Annotated in this window: 24 protein-coding genes; 3 read left to right on the top strand and 21 right to left on the bottom strand. The window is 58.2% G+C overall.

Annotated elements, in window-relative coordinates; translation table 11 throughout:
- Positions 1-636 precede the first annotated feature (636 nt).
- The 19 genes from ETQ85_RS22160 to ETQ85_RS22250 form a co-directional block, all read right to left on the bottom strand.
- Positions 637-867: a thioredoxin family protein gene (locus ETQ85_RS22160; protein ID WP_148581235.1), complete on the bottom strand. Its 231-nt coding sequence runs from the start codon at positions 865-867 to the stop codon at positions 637-639.
- Between the two features lie 92 nt (positions 868-959).
- Positions 960-2,012, bottom strand: a complete 1,053-nt coding sequence (locus ETQ85_RS22165) for a permease (protein ID WP_148581236.1) — start codon at positions 2,010-2,012, stop codon at positions 960-962.
- 131 nt (positions 2,013-2,143) lie between these two features.
- The gene (locus ETQ85_RS22170; RefSeq protein ID WP_148581237.1) at positions 2,144-2,740 is read right to left on the bottom strand and encodes an FmdE family protein; all 597 of its coding nucleotides are present in this window, start codon (positions 2,738-2,740) and stop codon (positions 2,144-2,146) included.
- A gap of 140 nt (positions 2,741-2,880) precedes the next feature.
- The gene (locus ETQ85_RS22175; protein ID WP_148581238.1) at positions 2,881-3,840 is read right to left on the bottom strand and encodes a cation diffusion facilitator family transporter; all 960 of its coding nucleotides are present in this window, start codon (positions 3,838-3,840) and stop codon (positions 2,881-2,883) included.
- The gene (locus ETQ85_RS22180; RefSeq protein WP_148581239.1) at positions 3,837-4,577 is read right to left on the bottom strand and encodes a sulfite exporter TauE/SafE family protein; all 741 of its coding nucleotides are present in this window, start codon (positions 4,575-4,577) and stop codon (positions 3,837-3,839) included. Before ETQ85_RS22180 ends, ETQ85_RS22175 begins: the two co-directional genes overlap by 4 nt.
- 80 nt (positions 4,578-4,657) lie before the next feature.
- Complete coding sequence (locus tag ETQ85_RS22185) at positions 4,658-5,512, bottom strand: F0F1 ATP synthase subunit gamma (protein ID WP_148581240.1); 855 nt, start codon at positions 5,510-5,512, stop codon at positions 4,658-4,660.
- Entirely contained in the window at positions 5,496-7,004 is a 1,509-nt protein-coding gene (locus ETQ85_RS22190; RefSeq protein ID WP_148581241.1) for a F0F1 ATP synthase subunit alpha, read from the bottom strand. The genes ETQ85_RS22185 and ETQ85_RS22190 overlap by 17 nt, the downstream gene beginning before the upstream one ends.
- A complete protein-coding gene (locus ETQ85_RS22195) occupies positions 6,994-7,740 on the bottom strand; it encodes a F0F1 ATP synthase subunit delta (RefSeq protein ID WP_148581242.1) in 747 nt (248 codons plus the stop codon). Before ETQ85_RS22195 ends, ETQ85_RS22190 begins: the two co-directional genes overlap by 11 nt.
- Before the next feature lie 9 nt (positions 7,741-7,749).
- The gene (gene atpE / locus ETQ85_RS22200; protein ID WP_148581243.1) at positions 7,750-8,016 is read right to left on the bottom strand and encodes an ATP synthase F0 subunit C; all 267 of its coding nucleotides are present in this window, start codon (positions 8,014-8,016) and stop codon (positions 7,750-7,752) included.
- Positions 8,013-8,729 carry a F0F1 ATP synthase subunit A gene (locus ETQ85_RS22205; RefSeq protein ID WP_148581244.1) on the bottom strand — a complete coding sequence of 239 codons (717 nt, stop codon included), beginning with the start codon at positions 8,727-8,729 and terminating at the stop codon, positions 8,013-8,015. The genes atpE and ETQ85_RS22205 overlap by 4 nt, the downstream gene beginning before the upstream one ends.
- Entirely contained in the window at positions 8,729-9,001 is a 273-nt protein-coding gene (locus ETQ85_RS22210; RefSeq protein ID WP_148581245.1) for an AtpZ/AtpI family protein, read from the bottom strand. Before ETQ85_RS22210 ends, ETQ85_RS22205 begins: the two co-directional genes overlap by 1 nt.
- Complete coding sequence (locus tag ETQ85_RS22215) at positions 8,998-9,399, bottom strand: F0F1 ATP synthase subunit delta/epsilon (protein ID WP_148581246.1); 402 nt, start codon at positions 9,397-9,399, stop codon at positions 8,998-9,000. Before ETQ85_RS22215 ends, ETQ85_RS22210 begins: the two co-directional genes overlap by 4 nt.
- Complete coding sequence (gene atpD / locus ETQ85_RS22220; RefSeq protein ID WP_222862259.1) at positions 9,396-10,823, bottom strand: F0F1 ATP synthase subunit beta; 1,428 nt, start codon at positions 10,821-10,823, stop codon at positions 9,396-9,398. Before atpD ends, ETQ85_RS22215 begins: the two co-directional genes overlap by 4 nt.
- Before the next feature lie 15 nt (positions 10,824-10,838).
- Positions 10,839-11,231 carry a hypothetical protein gene (locus ETQ85_RS22225; RefSeq protein ID WP_148581248.1) on the bottom strand — a complete coding sequence of 131 codons (393 nt, stop codon included), beginning with the start codon at positions 11,229-11,231 and terminating at the stop codon, positions 10,839-10,841.
- A gap of 93 nt (positions 11,232-11,324) precedes the next feature.
- On the bottom strand, positions 11,325-11,540 hold the full coding sequence (locus ETQ85_RS27095) for a hypothetical protein (protein ID WP_342781982.1): 216 nt from the start codon (positions 11,538-11,540) through the stop codon (positions 11,325-11,327).
- Between the two features lie 199 nt (positions 11,541-11,739).
- A complete protein-coding gene (locus ETQ85_RS22235; RefSeq protein ID WP_148581249.1) occupies positions 11,740-12,279 on the bottom strand; it encodes a sigma-70 family RNA polymerase sigma factor in 540 nt (179 codons plus the stop codon).
- 128 nt (positions 12,280-12,407) lie between these two features.
- The gene (gene arsH / locus ETQ85_RS22240; RefSeq protein WP_148581250.1) at positions 12,408-13,130 is read right to left on the bottom strand and encodes an arsenical resistance protein ArsH; all 723 of its coding nucleotides are present in this window, start codon (positions 13,128-13,130) and stop codon (positions 12,408-12,410) included.
- A 73-nt stretch (positions 13,131-13,203) separates the two neighbouring features.
- The gene (arsB, locus tag ETQ85_RS22245) at positions 13,204-14,256 is read right to left on the bottom strand and encodes an ACR3 family arsenite efflux transporter (protein WP_148581251.1); all 1,053 of its coding nucleotides are present in this window, start codon (positions 14,254-14,256) and stop codon (positions 13,204-13,206) included.
- Positions 14,257-14,287: 31 nt separating this feature from the next.
- Positions 14,288-14,488 carry a low molecular weight phosphatase family protein gene (locus ETQ85_RS22250; protein WP_148581252.1) on the bottom strand — a complete coding sequence of 67 codons (201 nt, stop codon included), beginning with the start codon at positions 14,486-14,488 and terminating at the stop codon, positions 14,288-14,290.
- A gap of 385 nt (positions 14,489-14,873) precedes the next feature.
- Here ETQ85_RS22250 and ETQ85_RS22255 point away from each other — a divergent pair, with 385 nt between their 5' ends.
- Positions 14,874-17,033 carry a KAP family P-loop NTPase fold protein gene (locus ETQ85_RS22255; RefSeq protein WP_148581253.1) on the top strand — a complete coding sequence of 720 codons (2,160 nt, stop codon included), beginning with the start codon at positions 14,874-14,876 and terminating at the stop codon, positions 17,031-17,033.
- A gap of 402 nt (positions 17,034-17,435) precedes the next feature.
- Complete coding sequence (locus tag ETQ85_RS22260) at positions 17,436-17,786, top strand: helix-turn-helix domain-containing transcriptional regulator (RefSeq protein ID WP_148581254.1); 351 nt, start codon at positions 17,436-17,438, stop codon at positions 17,784-17,786.
- 512 nt (positions 17,787-18,298) lie between these two features.
- Here the strand turns inward: ETQ85_RS22260 and ETQ85_RS22265 are convergent.
- Complete coding sequence (locus ETQ85_RS22265; RefSeq protein ID WP_148577609.1) at positions 18,299-19,249, bottom strand: IS5 family transposase; 951 nt, start codon at positions 19,247-19,249, stop codon at positions 18,299-18,301.
- 313 nt (positions 19,250-19,562) lie between these two features.
- Here ETQ85_RS22265 and ETQ85_RS27505 point away from each other — a divergent pair, with 313 nt between their 5' ends.
- Complete coding sequence (locus ETQ85_RS27505) at positions 19,563-19,805, top strand: helix-turn-helix domain-containing protein (protein WP_148581255.1); 243 nt, start codon at positions 19,563-19,565, stop codon at positions 19,803-19,805.
- Positions 19,806-20,714: 909 nt separating this feature from the next.
- Here ETQ85_RS27505 and ETQ85_RS22275 read toward each other — a convergent pair.
- On the bottom strand, positions 20,715-21,374 hold the full coding sequence (locus ETQ85_RS22275; protein ID WP_222862260.1) for a LysR substrate-binding domain-containing protein: 660 nt from the start codon (positions 21,372-21,374) through the stop codon (positions 20,715-20,717).
- Between the last annotated feature and the right edge of the window lie 33 nt (positions 21,375-21,407).

The raw sequence follows: 21,407 nt of genomic DNA on the forward strand, positions 1-21,407 counted from the left end.
TGTATAAAAATAATAAAGTTGTATCCCAAATAAAACATAAGCACTTGATTTATATAAGACGTTGACTGCAACCAAAAAAATTAAGTTGTGCTCTTTTCAAGAACTAGAACCCGCAATCGGGATCAACGACTAATAATAAAGTACTCTCCTATAGCAAGCAAAGTTCATGCACTGCCGCTAACAGCGGTACACCAGCCCGAGCGCCGCGCTGAGTTCGACATTTTCGCAGTCGTAGAGCCGGGAGCGCTCTCGATGCAGACGACCCGATTGGTTTCTATCAAGACCTGGGTCTCAAGGCGCCCCCCCTGCAACACGGTCGTCCCTCGTTAGCTGCCGCGGAGAGCCGAGCCGCAGAAGCTGCGGTTTTGTGCCGATATGGAGAGTTCGTCGCTGACGATCAGCCTGTTCGTCAAGCCTTTCAACCGGCCCGGATCGCGTGACCACTACTATCAGAGCAAGCACATCGAATGCACCCTCATCACCCGTTCATGCAGCCCACAGTCGCTCGGGGAGCTTTCTGACTAAAGCACGGGTCATCTTCACACCGCCTCGATTGCTTAGATCTTCCGAGTTCTCAAGCTTCGATTTACCGCGATGAGATTGAAGTGGATGAGGCTACAATAGTTGAGGCTTGGGTCAGAACCACCCTTCGACCTTGCTTCTGGTCGGAACACCCCCTGCATGGACAACCTGACCATCGATCACCACGCCCGGCGTCGACATCACGCCGTAGCCCATGATCGCCGGCAGGTCTTCGACCTTTTCGAGGGCAATCTCAATGCCCTTCTCCTTGGCCACAGCCTCAACCAAGGCAACGGTGCTGCGGCAGTTGGCACATCCTGTGCCGAGAACCTTGATGCTTTTCATGGAAATTCCTTTCGTGAAAATGACAAAGCGGGATAAAGCGTTTTTAACTTTCAGGGCCAAATGTCCGACAGGCAGGACACGGATCGAAAACCTCACAGCACGAGGTTGAAGACGTAGCCCACGATCAGGATTCCGCAGGCCACCACGCCGGCAAAAGTCGCAATAAGCTGGGGCTTGAGCGCCTTGCGCAGGATGATCATCTCGGGCGCAGACAATGCAATCACACTCATCATGAAAGCCAACACGGTGCCCAGTGCCGCCCCCTTGCCGATCAGTGCTTCGACAATCGGAATGACGCCAGCCGCGTTGGTGTACATCGGCACCCCCAGCACCACCGCGGCAGGCACGGCCCACCAGACGTCCTTGCCCATGAAGGACGCCATGAAGTCTTCCGGCACGAAGCCGTGGATGGCGGCCCCCAGTCCGATGCCCGCCAGAATGTAGGGCCACACCTTGCCGACGATTTCCTTGACGTGGGCGCCCCCCGCTTCAAAGCGCTCCACCCAGGAAATACGCTCACCGACGTGATGGGCCGTGCTGCCGGCCTGGATCTTCTGCACCCAGTCCTCCAGGTAGCGCTCCATCTTCAACTTGCCTATCACGAGGCCTGACACGATGGCCACCAGCAGCCCCATCCCGAGGTAAAGCGCAGCGATCTTCCAGCCAAACATCCCGAACAGCAGCACCAAGGCAACCTCATTAACCATCGGCGCCGAGATCAGAAAGGAGAAGGTCACCCCCAAAGGCACGCCTGCAGACAGGAAGCCAATGAACAAGGGCACCGCCGAGCAGGAGCAGAAAGGCGTCACGATCCCCAGGGATGCAGCGAGAACATTGCCGACTCCCTCCCGCTTGCCCGACAGCAGCGCGCGGGTGCGCTCAGGTGAGAAGAAGGTCTGGACGATGCCCATGACGAAGACGATCCCGGTCAGGAGCAGCAACACCTTCGGGGTGTCGTAAAAAAAGAAATGCACCGCCTCGCCGAAGTGAGTTTGCCGCGAGAGGCCCAGAGTCTCGACCACGCCGTCGGCAAAAGCGGTGAGCTGGCTGTAAGCAAGGAGCCAGGCAACGGTGGCAACGGCAATGCCGAGCAACCAGCGGCCAAGCTTGTTGCGGTCAGGGGCAGCTAAGGGAACGGCAGGCATGGTGCATCTCCGAAACGGGGTCTTGTCTTGGAAGACGATCCATCCAGAAAAAGGATGCAGTCTTTGTGCTGCATTTTCCGGTAGCGCGCACGGCATCTGGAGCCATGTCGGACGATTCGGGATGGCTTAACTCAGTAGCCCGAGCACGGAATGCAGACCGGCTGTCCATCCTTGGTACGAACATAGCGCTCAAAAACGTATTCACCGCAAACGTAGCACTTCGTCTTGTTGAAGGAGCCCTTGACCGGCGTGTACTTGAAGTCCGGCTTCGCCTCGACCTTGAACAGCACATCATCGGCTTGTTCGTAAACCCACTTCAGGATCTCCTCTTGGGCTTCAACAGGAATCTGGGACGGCTCCATTCCCTTCTTCCGATAAGCGAAGAACTGGAATTCCCCCATTGCATCGATGAAATCGGGCTGCAAGGAGAGACGGATCGCGCCCTTCTGAGGGTGGTAGAAAACTGCGGCCAATTTGCCGTAGAAGGTCTTGGCCATCAGAACCTTGCCATAGGTGGCGCCGGTAGCCACCTGGATGCCGTCCATCAGGCAGGTCTGGGGGTGGCCTTCACCGAGTTCGGGGAAGACGAAAAATCCATGGTCTTTCTCGCGCTCGACACCGAGCTTTTCCATTGCAAGGCGGCCCATTCGGTAGCCCAAAGGCATGAATGGACACTGGTGGCCGTGAAATTCAAAGGCCCATTCCGGGGGGATGTACTGGGTGGTCATGATGCTCTCCTTGAAAAGTGCTGCTGACACTCAGGTAGACGGAAGAGCCCTCAGAAAGATGCACCGGCTTCCAGGCATGATTGAACGCTCCGAGCCTGCCGGCACGCACGATTGCTCCATAAACCGGTCAGGAGCGGAATTTACCGCTGTGTCTTCTGCCAACCTGCAGGAACAAACTGGACGGGATGTATCACAGGCACATCCTCCGGCTGAAACGTGACATGTCCGATGCCGAGCTTGGCAGCCTCCGCCGTCAGCGCTTTAAGTGTCTGTGGCCACGCGGTAAGGTTTTCCACCCGCACATGTGCCGACAGCGCCAGGCGTTCAGCAGCGATCGGCCAGACGTGCAGATCATGCACTTCCCTGACGCCCGACACACCTGCCAGTGCCCGACCGACTTGCTCGATATCCATGGCAAAAGGCACCCCGTCCAGGGTGGCATGCAAGGCTTCTCGCAACAGACGCACGCTGGAGGCGAGGATCAGGCCCCCGATGAGAATCGACAGCAACGGGTCAATGGGCGTCCAGCTGGTGAACCAGATGACGGCACCGGCAACAATGGCCGCGACCGAACCCAACGCATCGCCCATGACGTGCAGCAATGCGGCCCGAACATTCAGGTTCCGCTCACCACGGGAAAGTACCCAGGCCACAACAAGGTTGATCACGAGCCCGAGCACCGCAACAACACTGACGGTTGCGCCATCAATCTGGCCCGGGCTTTGCAGACGATGCCAGGCCTCGGTGGCAATCACGAAAACCACGGCCAGCATGGACAACGCATTGACCAGTGCCGCGAGGAGTTCAGCCCGCCCAAGCCCATAGGTATGCCGCCGGCTGGGCGGCCGAGCGGCCAGCCAAGCAGCCAAAGCCGAAATCCCCAGGGAAGCGCCATCAGTAACCATATGGCCAGCGTCGGCCAGCAGGGCCAGTGATCCGGAACGCCAGCCGGCAAGCAGTTCGACAACCGAGAAGCCGAGCGTCAACACCAAGGCAAGCAAAAGGGTTCTTCCCGCTGCCGAATGGGTGTGGGCGTGGTCACGCGCCGAATCGGGCGTCTGCGCGACTTCGTGATCGTGGTTGTGGTCATGTGCCGTCATAGCAATCCCCAGGCAGTCTTGATGGCGACGGCCAGCAACACCAGCGCGATGATCCGCTTGAGCTGATCAGCACGTAATTTTTCGGTGGCCATCCAGGCACCGAGAGCCGCGCCACCTGCTGTTGCCAGGGCCGTCGCTCCAAGTAGCGCCGGCCCGAGATCGGCAACTTGAATGTGGGCCAGAAAACCCGACAGGGAGGCAAATATCACCACGAATGAAGCACTGGCCGAGGCCCGCTTTGGCTCCAGCCCAGCCGCGACCAACGCAGGGACGATGATGTTGCCGCCGCCGACTCCCAGCAAGCCACCAACAAAACCCGCCGCGGCTCCCACGGGCAGTCCGAGCAGCAGGCCACTCTTCACCGAGCCTCCCATCACACGCGGCTTCGGCTTATAAAACAGCATCATCAAGCTGGCAAAAAGTAAAAAAGCGACGAACAGCCAGAGCAATAGGCTGCGATCCAGCCCCCGACCTAGCTGCACCCCAAGCGGCGAGGCGATGACGGCAGTAACCAGCATCGGCACCACCATGCGCCACTCGACCAAACCCTTGCGAATGAAGGTGGCCGACGCGATGGCCATGGCGATCGCGTTGAGCAGCAAGGCGGTTGCCATGGCCGAGTGCAGTTCGACCCCGAGGGCCAGAAAGACGGGGATCAACACAAAAGCCGCACCGACTCCCGCCATGGAAAGCACCGTGGTCAGTACGAATGTGACGACTGCGGCAATGACAAGCATGGAAACCCTGACCTTTCGCTCATGTTGTTTTCGGGTGCGTCCTTACCTTGATGACGCACGTCCGAGCAAAAGGACGCAGCTCACCCTCCGTAATCCGCTTCTTTCTGCATGTCGGCCGAAAGCAGGATTACCTCGATTTCCTCGGTGATTTCCTCCTGGCGCTGGGTGTTGTAGGTGAGTTTGAGGCGGGCACTGTCTTCATCGAGGCGCTGCAGCGCGCGGTCCATGTGCGTCTGGCGCTGACGGTTCTCGGCCATGAGGGAGCTGTAAAGCACTTCGTTGAGGGCTGCATGGAGATAGTGCCCGGTCAGCCCGCGCAAAAAATCTGCGGGTGGGAGATTCAACTCCGGGGCGTGCGACTGCACGCCGGGCTGCGGCAAGTCACGCAGGGGCAGCAGGCGCCGCATGCGCACTTCGCCGGTGGCATCGCAATGGTAGAGCGCGGAAAGTCCGTAGCCAGCCAGTTCGGGCAGATCCAGCAGGCGACCCAGCTCACGCGTCAGTCGCAGCAGAACCGCGGGTACCTCGTCGGCGACGATGGCACCCGGTAGCGCCAGTTCAACACAGGCCCGCTCACCGACCCGGCCCTCTACCCGTCGCCCGACCAGCACCCAACGGACGGGGGCAGCTTGCGTCTTGCACACGCATTCCAGGTGAGCCAGCAAGGCTTCGTTGAAGTCTCCGCAGAAGCCTTGTTCTGATCCGACCAGCACGCACAACTCATGCCCCTCGACCGGCTTCGTAACCAGCTGCGGATGCCAGGCGAGGAAGTCTGCGGCCGCCTTCTCGATACCAGCCACCATGCGCCGCTGACTGGCGATGAATTCGGCGAGAATGCGGGTTTCCATCAACGCCAGCCCTTTCATCGCCGACATGATGCCGGCGATGTCGGAAAGCGCCTCAAGCCGCGTGGCAATCTCACGCCGGCGGCTCATGGCCCTTCTCCCGCAACAGCCCGCTCACCGCGTCGCGCCAGTCCTCACGCGGCGCGGCAAGCCCGGGGCCACCCGCAAGCGCCCATCGCAGCAGCTCGGCCAGGCTGGACTGCAGCGCAGTGCCCACCAGATGGTCAAGGAAGCCCTCGTTGTAGGCCACCAGCCAGGCCATCTGCTGCTCTGGCGAGAGGGGCGCCAGGCGGTCCTGCTTGAGAAATTCCCGGAGCAGCCGACCGCGCTTGATCTTGGCTTCGACGCTCGCTTCGAGGCGCGAACCGAAGCGGGTAAATACTTCGAGTTCGAGAAACTGCAGGAAATCGAGTTTCATCCGACCCGCTTCAGCCTTGATGGCTGGTACCTGGGCCTTGCCACCAATCCGCGACACCGACCGAGTGATGTCGATGGCTGGCAGAAAGCCGCGGGCGTAGAGGGCCGGGTCGAGATAAATCTGACCGTCGGTGATGGAAATCAGGTTCGTCGGGATGTACGCGGATATCTCACCCTGCTCGGTCTCAACGATGGGCAGGGCCGTCATGCTGCCACCGCCATAGCGGGCCGACAGGCAGGTGGAGCGCTCCAGCAGGCGTGAATGGAGATAGAAAATATCGCCCGGATAGGCCTCCCGTCCCGGTGGCCGGCGCAGCAACAGCGAAAGCTCCCGGTATGCCCGCGCATGGGTGGTGAGGTCGTCATAGACCACCAGCACATCCCGCCCGGCGCCCATCCACTCCTCAGCCAAGGCGCAGCCCGCAAAGGGTGCGAGGAACTTGAGTCCGGGCGTGGTCGTGGCCTCGGCAACCACGATGCACGTGATGTCGAGCACCCCGGCCTGACGCAAGGTCTCGATGGTGGCAACAACCGCGGAGCGTTTCTGGCTGATCAGCACATAGACGCACAGGACATTGCGGTTCTTCTGGGCAATGATCGTGTCGACGGCGAGCGAGCTCTTGCCGGTTCCCGCATCACCGATGATGAGTTGGCGCTGGCCTTTGCCGATGGGGATCATGGTGTCCACCATCTTGTTGCCGCTGAGCAAGGGGCGCTCGACGAAATCCCGCGCAGTGATGGGCGGTGAAGCGGCTTCAAGACGCCGCCGACGAATGGACATCGGAGCGGGCGCTCCATCGAGGGGACGCCCCAGCGGATCAACAACCCGGCCGAGAAACCCGTCGCCGACGCCGATATCCAGGCGCCGCCCGGTCAAATGCGCCGACAGCCCGGCGAAGAGTCCTTCCTTCTGGCTGAGTAGAATCGCACCAATGCGCTTGCTTCCCAGATGGAAGACCAAGGCCTCGCTGCCGTCCCCGAAGCGCAGGATTTCATCCATGGCTGCCGAGGGCAAGCCTTCGACCCAGGCAATGCCGTCGCCGATGGCAGCTAATTTGCCGACTTCACTGATGCGCAGTTGCGGCCGGTAGTCGTCCAGCCACCGAACTGACTTTGGGTCAGCACTTTCTATGGGTGGCACATCCGGCAAAAACTCAGTTGGCAAAAGACGGAGCCTCCGCAAAGACGCCCAACTCACCCGCCAGACTGCAGTCCAGCTGCCATGCACCCAGGGATACCCGAAGCCCGGCAAGCAAGGAGGCGTCAAGCCCGAACTCGACGCGCCCGGGAAGTTCGAGGCGAGCCCCAATGGTGCTGGCGATGCGCTCCCGCTGCGCGTCGGAAAGCGGATAGGCACTGGTAACGACAGCCGGCCCATGTCCGTTATGGGCTGCCTTCAAGGTCGCCAGACGCGCATCGGGCAAACCAGCCAGTTCTTCAATAAAGACATCCACCAGCCTTGCCTCCAGCTCCGGGCAGGCAAGCCGTGTGAGCAAGGCACTGGCGAACTGCCGGGCCTCTTTGTCGGCCTGGGCCGCCAGTTCGCGCCTCAGGGTTTCCCGGGCATGCGCTTCCACGGCAGCCCCTCGATCGCGCTCGGCGGCCAGATCGTGGCTTAGCAGATCGAGTTGCCGCACGCGCTCGGCAGCCATCTCTGCATCGAAAGCGCTGCGGGCAGCGGCCTTTTCCTGTTCCCAGTCGGCCAGACGGCTTTCAAACTGACTTTGCAGTGTCGTCGCACGGGCTTCCTTGTCACTGGCTTCCCCGAGCGTCCGCGCGATGCCCGCCCGCCGCTCGGCCAGGGTTGCCAGCACCGGCTGGTAGAGAAAGCGTTTCAGTATCCACAGGAGCGCCAGGAAATTGACGATTTCCAGCAGAAAGGTAGTCCAGTCGAGGCCCATGAGCGCCTCCTACTTCAAGAGGTATTCGAGCAGCGGATTGCGGAACAGGATGATGAGGACAATCACCAGAACGTAGATGGCCAGAGACTCGATCATCGCCAGACCGATGAACAGGGTCCGGGTGATGGACTTTTCCGCCTCCGGCTGGCGTGCCAGTGACTCCAGCGCCTGGGTGATCGCGCGTCCCATGGCAATGGCCGGAAAAATGATACCCACGGCAATGGCCACCGCTGCCGCAACGGTAGAAATCAGTACAAACCAGTGCATGTCGCTCATGTCGAGCTTCCTTTCTTGTCCGGAGCGTTAGAGGACCTTGTATCGGAAGCGTGTGACGCTTCCTGGGATTGCATGCCCCCGGCGATGTAGATCAGCGCCAGGGTGCCGAAGATGTAGGCCTGAACCAGGGCTTCGATGATGTGGAGCATGAGGATCGGCACCGGCACCAGCAGGCCGGCCACCAGCAACACCAGGAGTGCCGCCATCTCCAGGCTCATGATGTTGCCGAAAAGACGCACGGCCAGCGCCAACGTGCGGGACAGCTCCCCCAGCAGATGGAACGGCAGGAGGACCGGGCTGGGCGTCAGGTAGTGGTGCAGATAGGTTTTGAGGGAACTGCTGCAGATGCCGAACCAGTGCACCGACAGGAACACCAGGAATGCCAGCGCCGCCGTGGTCGACAGGTCACCGGTGGGCGCATGCAGTTCGGGGACGAGTCCAGTCAGGTTGGCAACGGCCACGAAGATCCACAGGGTGCCGACAAATGGCAACAAGAGTGCGGAGCGACCTGGCAGGACTCCTTCGATGGCGGCCTCGATAGACTGGACCGCGCCCTCAAGTGCCGTTTGCACCAATCCGGGGGATGCGACGGACAAGCTTCGGGTCGCCAGCCACGAGCCCACACCCAATAGAAGCAGGATGCCCCATGTCGTGATCACCGTTGAGGTGATCTGCAGGAAGCCCAACTGAAAGACGATGTGTGCCGCTTCCATTACCAGTGCTTCCGGATGAACACGTAAACATTGATGACGCCAACAGCGAGACCCAACAGGATGCAGTTCACCGTCCAGCGCACCGTATAGCCTTCGCCCATGCCATCGAGCCAGCGTCCCAGATAGGCGCCGCCCAGCAAGGGCGCTACAAACAGAGCCGAGAGGCTGCCCAGGAATACGGTCTGCGCCAGCAGCGAGCGGCGGCCACGCTCCGCCTCCTTCAGCCTTTCACTGTCCCGTGCCACATCACGGCGCCATTTTTCATCGTTCATGAGGGCCACCGGTCGAGGCTTCGCAAGCGCCGGAACAAGGCCTGTTCCAGTTTCTGCAAGTTGTCCTTGACGCTCTTGAGCGCGTCTTCTTCTTCAGCCAGTTGCCCGGCCAGCGCCGCGGAGATGCGTTCGTAATCGGCATCGCACAGGTAGCGGCGGGTGCTCAATTCAAGGTGATTGTCGGAAAAGGACAGCACAGCCCCCGGACAAGCCAGATAGAGCCAGCTTCCATCCGCGATGCGGAACCGTGACAGTCCATACTCGAGAACCGTCATGAAACGGGCGCGGCCGGGCAGGATGCCGAAGCTGCCACTGGTGTCCGTCCCGACGAAGCTCGTTACGCCTTCCAGGCGTTCGGTGCGCACGGCGCCTTGCAGATCAAGCGTGAAGCTGCTCATTCCACGCCCTCCATGCTGCCGCGCATGTAGCAACGCGATTCCGGCAGCGCGTCATACCGGCCGTTCAGAAACGCCTCGCAGTCGGTCAATACTCTTTCCAGCGGGACCGAGGCACCGTCGATACCGGTGTGCTCGGCGACGACAAAAAACGGCTGTGTGAGATAGCGCTCGAGCAGGCGTGCCCGCAGCACCGTGAGCCGATCAGCCTCCGACAGGGCTTCCAGTCCCAGCATGGCGATGATGTCTTCCAATTCCCGATAACGGGCCAGGTGCTCCCGTACCGCCTGGGCCACCCGGTAGTGGCGATCTCCGAGGGTTACCCGATCCATCATCCGGCTTCCCGAGGCCAGCGGATCGACCGCCGGGTAAATCCCCTTGGCCGCCTGGTTACGCGACAAAATCACGTTGGTGTCCAGGTGCGCGAGGATCGCCCCCACCGCCGGGTCGGTCATGTCGTCGGCCGGCACATAGACCGCCTCGACTGCCGTGATGTTGCCGCTCCGGGTGGATGAGATACGTTCCTGCAGTTCTGCCACTTCGGACAGTAGCGTCGGCTGGTAGCCCACGGTGGCCGGCATGCGCCCGAGGAGCCCCGACAACTCGCTGCCGGCCTGTACGAAGCGGAAGGCGTTATCCATCAGGAACAGCACTTCCTTCGCCACATGGTCACGCAGGTACTCGGCGTAGGTCAGCGCCGACAACCCGATGCGAAAGCGCACCCCCGGCGACTCGTCCATCTGGCCGAACACCATCAGGGTGCGCGGCATCACGCCAGCGTCCTGCATGTCGTGCCAAAGCTCATGCCCCTCGCGGATGCGCTCGCCAACCCCGGCGAACACCGATACGCCCTGGTGCAAACGCACGATGGCGTGCATGAACTCCATGATGAGCACGGTCTTGCCCACCCCGGCACCACCGAACAAACCGGTCTTGCCTCCGCGCACGAAGGGGCACAGCAGGTCGATGACTTTGATACCGGTGGGCAGGATCTCTCCAACGCCGGTCGCCTCCGAAAGCGGAATGGGCGGTGCAACTATGGGGCGAAACTCAGTAGTGTCCAGCGCCGGGCCACCATCCAGCGGCTGGCCGAAGATATCCAGCAGGCGCCCCAGGCAAGCCGGCGTGACCGGGATCTGGAGCGGCCCGCCGGTATCGAACACCGGCATCAGCCGGCGCAGCCCCCCCGTACCATGCAAGGCGATGGCCCGCGCCCGCGACTCGTCGAGATGGCGATGCACTTCAAAGATGTAGCGCTCTCCATCGAGGCACACATAAACAGCCTGATGAAGTGCTGGCAACCGGGTGCACAGAATGTCGATGACGGGTCCATGAACCTCCTCGATCACACCCAGCGGCGGCCCCGCAGGAACAGGGCACGCTAACCGCGAGGGTGCAATCGGCAAGGGAGTTTCGCGGGCGCTCATGGCCACTTGAGGTCGCTAAGTCCGGTCCTGCTCCTGCTCGGCCTCGAACAGCATCGTCGCCAGGGAAGTCAGCCCTTCCTTCTGCGCAGCCTCCGAGATTTCCTCCAGGCGTGCGCCGGAATCAATCAACTTGGCGGTTTCGCAGCCGGCCGGCAACTGCTGTCGGAACTCCTTCAGCCGCGCAGCCAGTTCCCCCTCCACCAGACCGGAAGGGTCGAGCGCGGCGTTGCCGGCACCGCCTTCCTCACAGGCCTCGAAGAGCGCACCGGCCAGCGCATGCAAGCCCTCTGCCGTCGCACAGGCCGCAATCTCTTCCGGGCCGGCACCGCGACTGATCGCGGCAGCCGTTTCGCTGTCCTTCGGCAGGGTGCCGCTGAAGGACTCCAGAATCTGCTTGATGATGTCCATGTCTCACTCCTCTTGATGACTTATCGATGGAGAAACAAGGGAATCGACCGCCTCGGCTCGACCGGCGTCTTTGGCGATACCTTCCCGGAAAAATCAGAGCACTTCCAGCGCCAAGGCAATGCCTTGGCCGCCGCCGATACACAGGGTAACGATACCCTTCTTCAATCCATCCCGTTGCAGCGAGTGCAGAGAAGACGTGTGGTGAGGACGGCACCCGAGGCGCCGATAGGATGGCCGTGGGCAATGGCCCCACCTTCTTTTCCGAAGAAAGTTGCGATCTCCGGAGGGTTTCGCGGATGACCGCTGCACCCAATACCGTTGCTGGCGTGGCCTTCAGGCTGCCACCGTACGTGCCAATGGGAGTTCGGACGGGATGACACAGGACAACTTCGATTACGCTCATGAGCTGCCTCCAACGTGTGGGATGGAAACTGGCTGACCTCACATAGGGCCTTCATTAAACGTAGACGAAACAGGGTCGAAAAGGATGCAGGCCTGAGCCCGTGATTTAGCCAAGTGGTGGCCGGGGAACAAAGCAACAAACGTGGCCAGCTTCATCGAGACGGACCTGACACGCCTTTGACATCTGTGCCCGCAGACGCTGACGTGCCCGCTGGATGCGCGACTTGGCACCGGGCAGAGATAAGCCTTTCAGTTCCGCGAACAAAGCCTGGGGCATTCCCTCCAGATCACAGCGCTGGATGGCTTCGCGATCTTCCTCGGAGAGCTCCGAAAGTACCCTGGGCAGACAGTTGGCCAATCCATCTATCGCAAAAAATTCGGGCTCGATTGCGGGTATGTCCTCGGGCAAAGTCACTTCATTACGGGTGCGACGGCTACGGTCGATCAGGGTGTTCCGTGCAACCTCAAACAGCCAGGCGCGCGCATTCACAACTGAACAGAAATTGTCACCCTGAGCCCAGGCTTTGAGGAACAGGTCGTGCAGAAGATCTTCGGCCTCTGACGGGTTATTCAGTCGGTGGCGCATGAAGTTCAGCAGCTCTGCTTCATGCGTGCGCCAGGCGGTGATCAGGCAGGAAACAGCCATCCCTCACTCCGGTATGCCCCGGCGTACGGTGCCGACCAACTCACACCCCGCCGCGACGGTATTGAAGACGATCCCGGGGCTTCCCTCACGATGACACACCACGCCATTCGCCCAGGGCAACCTGGATCTCAAATCTTGTTCTGGTTCACGCGCCGGGACAGCTCCTCGGCGCTCTCCTTGCGTTCACTGTAGCGATCTACGAGATAAGGCGTGATATCCCGCGTCAAGAGAGTGAATTTGACCAGCTCCTCCATGACATCCACCACCCGGTCATAGTAAGCAGACGGCTTCATGCGGTCGTTATCATCAAACTCCTGAAAGGCCTTGGCGACTGACGACTGGTTGGGAATGGTCAACATCCGCATCCAGCGCCCCAGGACGCGCATCTGGTTAACCGCGTTGAACGACTGGGAGCCTCCACTGACCTGCATCACTGCCAAGGTCTTACCCTGAGTCGGACGTACTGCGCCCGAGTTGAGGGGAATCCAGTCGATCTGCGCCTTCATGATCCCCGTCATGGCCCCATGGCGCTCCGGCGAGCACCACACCATGCCTTCGGCCCACTGCGTCAGTTCACGCAGCTCAGCCACCTTCGGGTGGGTTTCCGGTGCATCGTCAGGCAGCGGCAGGCCGCTCGGGTTGAAGATCCGGACGTCTCCTCCCATTGCGGTCAACAGCCGCGCCGCCTCCTCAACCATGAGGCGACTGAACGAACGCTGCCGCAAGGAGCCGTAGAGCAGCAGGAACCTTGGTGCATGGGTCGAGACCTGCGCGGGGCGCAAGGCAGCCTGGCCAGGCACCTGAAAGAGGTCGGCCCGCAGCTGAGGCATGGTGGAGAGGTTTTCGGACATGGAGATACCTTTGAAAAGGCGGTCCCGGGATCAACTGCCTGGAGTCTTTCCCGGGACGATTTTTACTGCTCAATCAGACCGCTTCAGCCTTGAAGTAGCGCTTCTGCAGCCACAGCGACACGTTAACCAGACCGATCATCACGGGCACTTCGACGAGTGGCCCGATGACCGCGGCAAACGCAGCCCCCGAGTTGATCCCGTAGACCGCCACCGCCACCGCAATCGCCAGTTCGAAGTTGTTGCTGGCCGCCGTGAAGGAGAGCGTCGCGCACTTCTTGTAGTTGGCGCCCACCTTGCGGCTCATGAAGAAGGAGACGACGAACATGATCACGAAGTAGATGAGCAGCGGGATGGCAATGCGCACCACGTCCATCGGAATCGTGACGATCAGCTTTCCCTTCAGGCTGAACATGACCACGATGGTGAACAGCAGGGCGATCAGCGTGATAGGGCCGATCTTCGGTACAAAGTAAGTGTGATACCAGTCCTTCGAAACGAACCGCAGCATCACCACGCGTGTCAGGATACCGGCGATACAAGGGATGCCCAGATAGATCAGTACGCTTTCGGCGATCTGCCCGATGGAGATATCGACCACTGAACCGGACAACCCGAACAGCGGCGGCAGCACGGTGACAAAAAGCCAGGCATAGACGCTGTAGAAGAGCACCTGGAAGATCGAGTTGAAGGCGACCAACCCCGCGGCATACTCGGTCGATCCTTTGGCAATCTCGTTCCACACGATGACCATGGCGATACAACGGGCCAGCCCGATCATGATCAGGCCGACCATGTACTCCGGCTTGTCAGGCAGGAAGATCACTGCCAGCGCAAACATCAGGATCGGCCCGATCACCCAGTTCTGGATCAGTGATAGCCCCAACACCTTCTTGTCGCGAAACACATCCGGCAATTCCTCGTACCGCACCTTTGCAAAGGGTGGGTACATCATCAGGATCAAACCGATCGCGATGGGAATGTTGGTCGTGCCGACCTGAAAACTGTTGATGAAATCCTCGACACCGGGCACCAGATAGCCCAGCGCCACACCCAGCGCCATGGCCGCGAAGATCCAGACCGTCAGATACCGGTCCAGGAAAGAGAGTTTTTTCGTTACTTCACTCACAGCACACCTCTGCTCGAATCGTTAGATGCCTTCAGGCACCGGTCCCCAGCTCGTGACCGATCTGATCGAGTTCACGCTTGAGGGCCATGCCTTCGAGCTTCGCGATCGGCAGGCTCGCAAACAACGAAATCCGCCGATGCAACAGCATGAAAACCTGCGAAAAGGCGCGCTGCATCGCCTCAGTCGAACCTTCCACGGCGGCGGGATCTTCGACCCCCCAATGGGCGGTCATCGGTTGGCCCGGCCAGATGGGACAGACTTCACCGGCTGCGTTATCGCAAACCGTGAAGACGAACTGAGACTGGCACCATAATTTTGCAGTGATTGCAAAGATATCGTTCCTGTACAAAGTGCAACGATATCGTTACCACAAGCCAACTCAAAAAAAGCCCACCAAAATTTGGTGGGCTTTTTCTTTTACTGACTGTTCTTCGGCCTTTGCGGTCGTTGATGTTTTTGGCCAATTAGGACTGCTATGCAGTTAGAGAGCTGTCGTTCAGAGGAGCGATGAAACAGCACAACAGCATTACGACCTAACAAAATCGAACAATCGAGCCATTCCCTAGCCGCAATGCTGAATTGGGCTAGACTCACCAATATCTAATGAGGCTAATAATATGACAAAAGAAGAAAATATTGCAGACCTTCGTCTGGATCGCCCTCTTCGGCCTGGAGGGGCACTCGCTGGCGACCTGTTAGATCGGGGAGGATTTGCAGCCCGAGTCACTGGTGTTTTATGTCGTATTTCTCCCGAGGCGGGGCTTGTAGTGTCCGTTGAGGGGGCTTGGGGAAGTGGCAAAACGTCGTTGCTGGCAATGCTTGAAGAGTTGCTGAATGCAGAGCCCGAAAACCAACGGGCGGTGGTTGTTCATTTCAATCCATGGCTAATCGGCGACCGCGATGCCTTGTTGCGACAGTTCTTGGCAAGTATTGCCAAAGCCGTCAAATTGACTGATCACGCAAAAGAGGGAAAGCGAGTCGCCAAAGAGCTAAAAACTTATTCAAAGGCGTTCGACGTTCTGAAGCTAATTCCCGGTGCAGAGCCGTGGGCCAGCATCATCAAATCGGTGGTGGAGTCTGTTGGTAATGCCAGCGAGGCGGTCTTCGACTACAAGACCCCCGACATTGAAGCGAGGAAGGTGGCGTTGGAAAACGCCCTGCGCAAGTTTCCTCAGCGAATCGTCGTTCTGCTCGACGACCTCGATCGTCTGTACCCAGCCGAAGCCTATGAGATGGTTCGCATCATCAAGGCGGTAGGAGATTTGCCGAACGTGGGCTATGTACTGGCCTGGGATGAAAAGTACGTTAGTGCCGCGTTGGATAAGTTGAGTGTGCCTTTTGCTGCAACTTACCTAGACAAAGTAGTACAGGTGAGGTTGCCTGTGCCCCCACTGTCATTCCCTCAACGTGTTGCGCTCATGAACAAGGCATTGGGAAGGCTAGAAAAAGAGGCTCTTGAGCAACATTTTAAAAGCGGAGATGAACGCCTTGGCTCCCTGTTCCATCATGGATTGAGCGAGCTGATTGAGCAGCCGCGGGATGTTGTTCGATTGTTCGACGTCGTTTGCTCAATCGAGCCGGGCTTGCGTGGCGAAATCCATCTGGCTGATATCCTCGGTTTGGCAATCCTTATGATCAAGGCACCCTCTGTCTTCGAACTCCTCAGTCGGATGCCGCAGGCGTTTGTCGGAAGACGCCCGGGATCTCGAACGGAGTTTCGAGACGTCAAAGAAGTAGTTGAACACCATGCGGCAGAACGTGATCTAGCTATCGACAGATATCCGCATGCAAAAGCTGTTCGGGATGTCGTGCACTGGCTATTTCCGCAGACGGCCAAAGCGGATGATGCATTCACCTTCGGACGGATTGAGCTTGGCGAAGGGCATTTGGCAGCCCCAGATCGCTTGCTTATTGCATTGCACCTTAGTACCCGACCGGATGATCTCAGTCTTGTACGCGTAAGGCAGTATCTCTTCACCCCTGCCAAGCGCGCCGAGATTGCCGCGTCGCTTCAGCCGGATAACTGCATTGATTTCGTTGCCCAACTGGGCAATATGGCAGAGGGACTAGGTAGTGATGTGGCCATTGATGCCGAGAGTCTAGCAATAGCCATTGCTCGGCTTGTTGAAGGCGAGGTATTCATACGCCGGGCAAGGGATCGCGACAATCTTTTTTCGATGAAAGCCGAGCGAGTTGCAGTGCAAGCGATTGGGCAACTGGAAAAACGCTTGCATGAATCGCCCGCCGTAAACTTGGCGAAACGAATTTTGAGCGATGAGCAGGCTTTGTCGGTGGCATCGAAGATCGCCATCATGAATTTCATTTCCGATGACTGCGACCAATTGGATTATCTCAAGGTGCCGGTAGAGCATCGTGAAGTAGCCTTGGAAGCCTTTGCCGATAATGTAAAAAGCACGGCTCAGAATGGCGATCTGTTTGCCAAGGCCACGCCTGACCTTACTCTGTGGGTTCTGACGCGATTAAAACCAGAACACTGCAAACTTGTGTTTGAGGCAATTCAGAAAGCGGACCCAACTTTGGATCGTTTCGTCGAAGCCATGTTGAAGGGGGCATTCGATAGTCACAAAGGGCAGAGTTATCGCTTACCAAAAAACCTCCAAGAGCTTGAGAATTTTGTCGCCATCGACCTATTGAAGCAGCTCGCGGCGGAACGACTGAAAGATGAGACGCTGGCCTCTCACGTCAGAGCGGCTTGGCGGGCATTGCTTGAAGAGAAATGTATTTATGGGAAGGACGGATCAGAAAACCGCGACTAACTTCCAATGCGAAAATTCTTATTTTTTGCATCGCTGTTGCTGTTGCTGTTGCTCGCAACACTGAGGGGCGGATATTCACCACAACCAGCCGTTGGCGCCAAGGCGCGTGAATGACCGCTCCGGCCGAAGTCCGGCCTGTTGCTGCTGGCATGAGGCAGGATATCGGCCTTTGCCGTCGTTGGGGCAACTCTCGAGCAATGTCGGCAATGCGGAGGGCAGCCGACGGTTACGGAACTGGGTGGAAGCCGCTTAAGCAGACGAAACGACAGGCAAAAAGCTGGCTAACACAGTTAGTTTGGTACTAGTCCGTAGCGCGCGAGATCAGCACGGTGCGTGGTAACATAAGTGATACCAATTGTACTAATACAAAAGCATGGTCACCAACTCTAGAGGATTGCAGCCATGGCACTGACGCGCGATTTCAAAGAGACGGTTCTGGCCCGGATTCAAGCTGATCCAAGGTACGGGGACGCACTGCTGAATGAAGGTATCGAGTGCATGTTGGCAGGAGATGTTGATACTGGAAAGGCCATCCTGCGCGACTATATCAAGGCAACTTTGGGCTTCGCGAAGCTCGGGGCAGAAACAGGCGCGTCTCCTAAGAGCTTGATGCGGATGTTCAGCGCCGGTGGCAATCCGCAAGCGCGCAACCTCTTCGCTGTTATCGGGCACCTACAAACCCAGTCCGGCGTGACATTGCACGTGACTGCCCATCGGAACGCAAGGAAGCGACAGTCACACACCTTGCCATGAGCGCACTTTCGACACGGGCTGGATTGGGCGACTTCAGAGCCATTTCAAGCACATCCACAACCGCACCGTAAAAGACCTCCCGGTTCGGTCTGTTTTCCCAATACGAGAGCGGTGAAGCATCCCATAGCATGTAGCAAACTTGATTCAGTGGATTGGCCCCTGGCTCATTCAGATGCCCCAAGACGGGAGCGCATCTTGGCGTAAAGCAATCTTGGTAAAGCGTCTTGATCGCCTCAATGGCACGAAGCCGTAATTGCACCGGAACCGACTCGTTCATGAGCGCGAAAACGGCATCGGAGCAGGAATTGTTGAAGATGTATTCAAGGCCATAATTGACCTGCCGCTCAGAGAACCTAGGGAACCCCTGATCAATTGACGTTTTGAGCACAACCACCCAAGCCAGCGATTTTGAGCCGACTTCGATGATCACCTTTTCCGCCCTTGCTGCCGCATTTCGAGGCCATTTCGGCCTTGATCACCCGTTTGCGGGTGCAGCGGGCGGATTGCTCGCGTCAATTCATCAGGGTTCCCCTTGCCAGGTAAAGATTGGTCAGTCCGATCAGCGAGAACACCTGCGCGGCGTTCTTGGCGATCCCCTTGTAGCGCACCTTCGTGTAGCCGAATTGGCGCTTGATCACCCGAAACACATGCTCGACCCGTGCGCGGATCGAGGACATTCGATGATTGAAGCGCTGGTTGGCGTCGCTCAGCGGGCGCTGTTTGCTGGCCTTGAGCGAGACGCCCCAGAACACACCGGCCTTCCGTGCGTGACGCTTCAGGTCATTGTTGACATAGCCCTTGTCGCCGAACACCGCGCGGTCGTCCTCGCGCAGCAGGTGCGGCAACTGACTGATATCGGAAGCGTTCGCCGGCGTCACCGAGACGGTATGCGCCAGCCCGGAATTGACGTCTGCGCCCACGTGGATCTTCATTCCGAAGAACCACTGGTTGCCCTTCTTCGTCTGGTGCATTTCCGGATCGCGCTGTTTTTGCTCGTTCTTCGTCGACGGAGGAGCATGGATGATCGTCGCGTCGACCATCGTGCCGCCCTTCAGAAGCAGGCCGCGATCCGCGAGCGTGTCGTTGATGATGTTCATCATCTGGGCCGTCAGGCCGTGCTTCTCGAGCAGGTGACGGAACTTGAGAATCGTCGTTTCGTCGGGCATCGCGTCGTCGGAGAGTTCCAGCCCGGCAAAGCGGCGCATCGACTCGATCTCGTACAGCGCGTCCTCCATCGCCGGGTCCGACAACGCGTACCACTGCTGCATGAAGTAGATGCGCAGCATCGTCGCCAGTGGCCTCGGCGGGCGACCTCGCCGACCCGCCTTCGGGTAATGCGGTTCGATCGCTGCCAGCAAGGCGGCCCAGGGCACGACCGCCTCCATCTCGGTGAGGAAGCGTTCCCGGCGGGTCTGTTTCTTCTTTTGCTGGAAGGCCAGGGAGGCGAAGGTGGCTTGCTTCATGGGAGTACGATGCTTTATGGCTTTAGTATTTTACCGGCTCTGAATTGATCAGAGCTTCCCTAGCAAGGTCGCGACCGCAATGCTCAAGCGTGTATGGCTTCAACAGAAGTTTCTGCTAATCCAGAAATGGTGAATATCTTAGAATCATTGGACTTTCGGCACTATGGGAAGCCTTGGAAGAGCACGATCCATGAGAACTTCCTCTGTTTATTTTTGAGATTTCGGTGCCCAGGCGGAATTCACGAAATGTTGTTGCATAAACGCGGATGGCATATTGTATACAGGGAGATAATTTCGTGGAGATAAGGTAGCCATGCCAACACCTTTGTTGCTCTGCATTACTGGGCGCCAAGCTTACGATCTTCGACGACACCTGTTTCTAACCCAGGCCGAGTTTTGGTCGAAAATCGGCATCACTCAGTCAGGCGGATCCAGATACGAGAGAGGCCGTGAAATGGCCCCCCAATTGCAGTATTTGCTGCACTTGGCATATGGCTCTGATGAAGAAGCGAGTGAGTTGCTGCGATGGCTGCGACAACCAGCCGAAAGTAGATAGTCTGTATTGAGGAATTGCCTAGAACGAAAGGTTAGGTATCTCTTCTCCCATTCGAAAATTGGATAGTGCGTCTTGGCGACCTAAACGGACATTGGGAACCGAAGCCGCATTCGTCCGAAATGAATCCAAGACCGGTCGTGTGTCAGCACGAGAAAAGCGCTCGATATCCGCTGTTTCGAGAATTCGGGACTCTGTAGATAATCCTTCCTGCAATCGTTCGAACAATCTAAAAAATACTAACCAATTGATTATTCGGAAATTATCCTTTTATCACCAAAATTTCAGAATAAAGGATAATCCTCATGGAATCATACGCTTGGCTAAATTCTGTGTGCATGGGGGGGGCGACTAAGAGTTGCCCAAACCTCTCATCCGAGTCTATGAGTCTGAGGATTGATCGTTGCTTCAGAAAAATGCCTCTTGGTTAGGTGGGCATAGCGTTTGCATTTATGAGTGTCTCTGGCGCTGACGGGATGCTCGAAGCACAAACAGTCCACCGCTGATGCTCAATACGGCAATTATGGCGAGGGCGAGATAGTCAGTCATATGGAGATCTTATAGAGATTTTCCCCTTAGGGGCTGGTAGAGCACTTAGGCGAAGAGGCGGACCTTCCTCATTGAGGCTGGAGACGCACGCGGCCAGCGTAGTGAAGGAAGAGGCCATTCAGACAGGTTGCCGCCTTAACGGCGACAATCTGCGCGACACCGACCATTAATCTAAAGCTGGGCCAACGGCGGCACTGGCCGAGATCCAGCCCCATGCCAGTAGCAACAGACAGTTGGTCGGCCTTAACGGTCATTGGTTGCGAGCAGATTTAGCGGCGGCTACAACCTCCATTGCCGCCATTCAAGTACGTCCAACAGAAAATTCTCGGCTGACGAATCTGAGCGGCTGCTTGTCGAATCTCGCTACACACCCAATGGCCAGCACGCTGGTTGAACCTGGACATTTTTTTGATGCGATAACGCTGCTGATTCAACCAGCCAAGTCCCGAATCGACAAGCCGCATGCTCATCGCTGAGCGAATCCCGCCAAACCACCTGAAGGGCCTTGCGTGGTGGCGGGTTTCCTTCCAGCGGGATGGCGACTAGCTTCCCTGATCTTGTCTCATCATCGACAGTTCCGGCAAGTGCCAACGACACGCCCATCCCCGCTTTCACCCATTGCTTGACGGCATCGGTTGAACCCAGGCGTGCGCCGATTGACAGCTCTTCCAATTCGATACCCAGATACTCCGCTAGGAGCCGTCCAGTACCTGTACCTGGTTCGCCGCCAAGCATCGGCATCTCCCTTAATTGTCTGCAACTCAAATAGGGCAATCTTGCCCAGGGGTGGTCCGGCGCAACGATGACAACCATTTCCTCTGTTCGCCAGATGCGGGAGACATAGCCTGGTCGCTCGTCCCACCATTCCATGAGGGCGACATCAATCTCGCCTTTGGCGAGTTGCTCGGCAACCACCGGATTTCGGCCAATTTGGATGTCTATGCTTGCCTCGCTTTGGTCGCCATAGGCCTTGAGATAAGGGTGAAGCAGATAGATGCCAATATTGCTGCTGGCGCCGATCACAAGGCGACGCTCGCGGAATGTGTTGAGCGCACT

Source organism: Zoogloea oleivorans (genome assembly GCF_008107625.1).
In the GTDB taxonomy this organism is placed as follows: Bacteria; Pseudomonadota; Gammaproteobacteria; order Burkholderiales; family Rhodocyclaceae; genus Zoogloea; species Zoogloea oleivorans.

Excerpts from the sequence above, each read along its gene's own strand:
- ETQ85_RS27505 (WP_148581255.1), top strand. The coding sequence starts at position 19,563 with ATGCCAACACCTTTGTTGCTCTGCATTACTGGGCGCCAAGCTTACGAT.
- ETQ85_RS22180 (WP_148581239.1), bottom strand. The coding sequence starts at position 4,577 with ATGCTTGTCATTGCCGCAGTCGTCACATTCGTACTGACCACGGTGCTT.
- ETQ85_RS22170 (WP_148581237.1), bottom strand. The coding sequence starts at position 2,740 with ATGACCACCCAGTACATCCCCCCGGAATGGGCCTTTGAATTTCACGGC.
- ETQ85_RS22215 (WP_148581246.1), bottom strand. The coding sequence starts at position 9,399 with ATGAGCAGCTTCACGCTTGATCTGCAAGGCGCCGTGCGCACCGAACGC.
- ETQ85_RS22255 (WP_148581253.1), top strand. The coding sequence starts at position 14,874 with ATGACAAAAGAAGAAAATATTGCAGACCTTCGTCTGGATCGCCCTCTT.
- ETQ85_RS22260 (WP_148581254.1), top strand. The coding sequence starts at position 17,436 with ATGGCACTGACGCGCGATTTCAAAGAGACGGTTCTGGCCCGGATTCAA.
- ETQ85_RS22165 (WP_148581236.1), bottom strand. The coding sequence starts at position 2,012 with ATGCCTGCCGTTCCCTTAGCTGCCCCTGACCGCAACAAGCTTGGCCGC.
- ETQ85_RS22235 (WP_148581249.1), bottom strand. The coding sequence starts at position 12,279 with ATGGCTGTTTCCTGCCTGATCACCGCCTGGCGCACGCATGAAGCAGAG.
- ETQ85_RS22205 (WP_148581244.1), bottom strand. The coding sequence starts at position 8,729 with ATGGAAGCGGCACACATCGTCTTTCAGTTGGGCTTCCTGCAGATCACC.
- arsH (WP_148581250.1), bottom strand. The coding sequence starts at position 13,130 with ATGTCCGAAAACCTCTCCACCATGCCTCAGCTGCGGGCCGACCTCTTT.
- ETQ85_RS22225 (WP_148581248.1), bottom strand. The coding sequence starts at position 11,231 with ATGGACATCATCAAGCAGATTCTGGAGTCCTTCAGCGGCACCCTGCCG.
- ETQ85_RS22175 (WP_148581238.1), bottom strand. The coding sequence starts at position 3,840 with ATGACGGCACATGACCACAACCACGATCACGAAGTCGCGCAGACGCCC.
- ETQ85_RS22185 (WP_148581240.1), bottom strand. The coding sequence starts at position 5,512 with ATGAGCCGCCGGCGTGAGATTGCCACGCGGCTTGAGGCGCTTTCCGAC.
- atpE (WP_148581243.1), bottom strand. The coding sequence starts at position 8,016 with ATGAGCGACATGCACTGGTTTGTACTGATTTCTACCGTTGCGGCAGCG.
- ETQ85_RS22195 (WP_148581242.1), bottom strand. The coding sequence starts at position 7,740 with ATGGGCCTCGACTGGACTACCTTTCTGCTGGAAATCGTCAATTTCCTG.
- ETQ85_RS22265 (WP_148577609.1), bottom strand. The coding sequence starts at position 19,249 with ATGAAGCAAGCCACCTTCGCCTCCCTGGCCTTCCAGCAAAAGAAGAAA.
- ETQ85_RS22210 (WP_148581245.1), bottom strand. The coding sequence starts at position 9,001 with ATGAACGATGAAAAATGGCGCCGTGATGTGGCACGGGACAGTGAAAGG.
- ETQ85_RS22250 (WP_148581252.1), bottom strand. The coding sequence starts at position 14,488 with ATGACCGCCCATTGGGGGGTCGAAGATCCCGCCGCCGTGGAAGGTTCG.
- atpD (WP_222862259.1), bottom strand. The coding sequence starts at position 10,823 with ATGAGCGCCCGCGAAACTCCCTTGCCGATTGCACCCTCGCGGTTAGCG.
- ETQ85_RS22160 (WP_148581235.1), bottom strand. The coding sequence starts at position 867 with ATGAAAAGCATCAAGGTTCTCGGCACAGGATGTGCCAACTGCCGCAGC.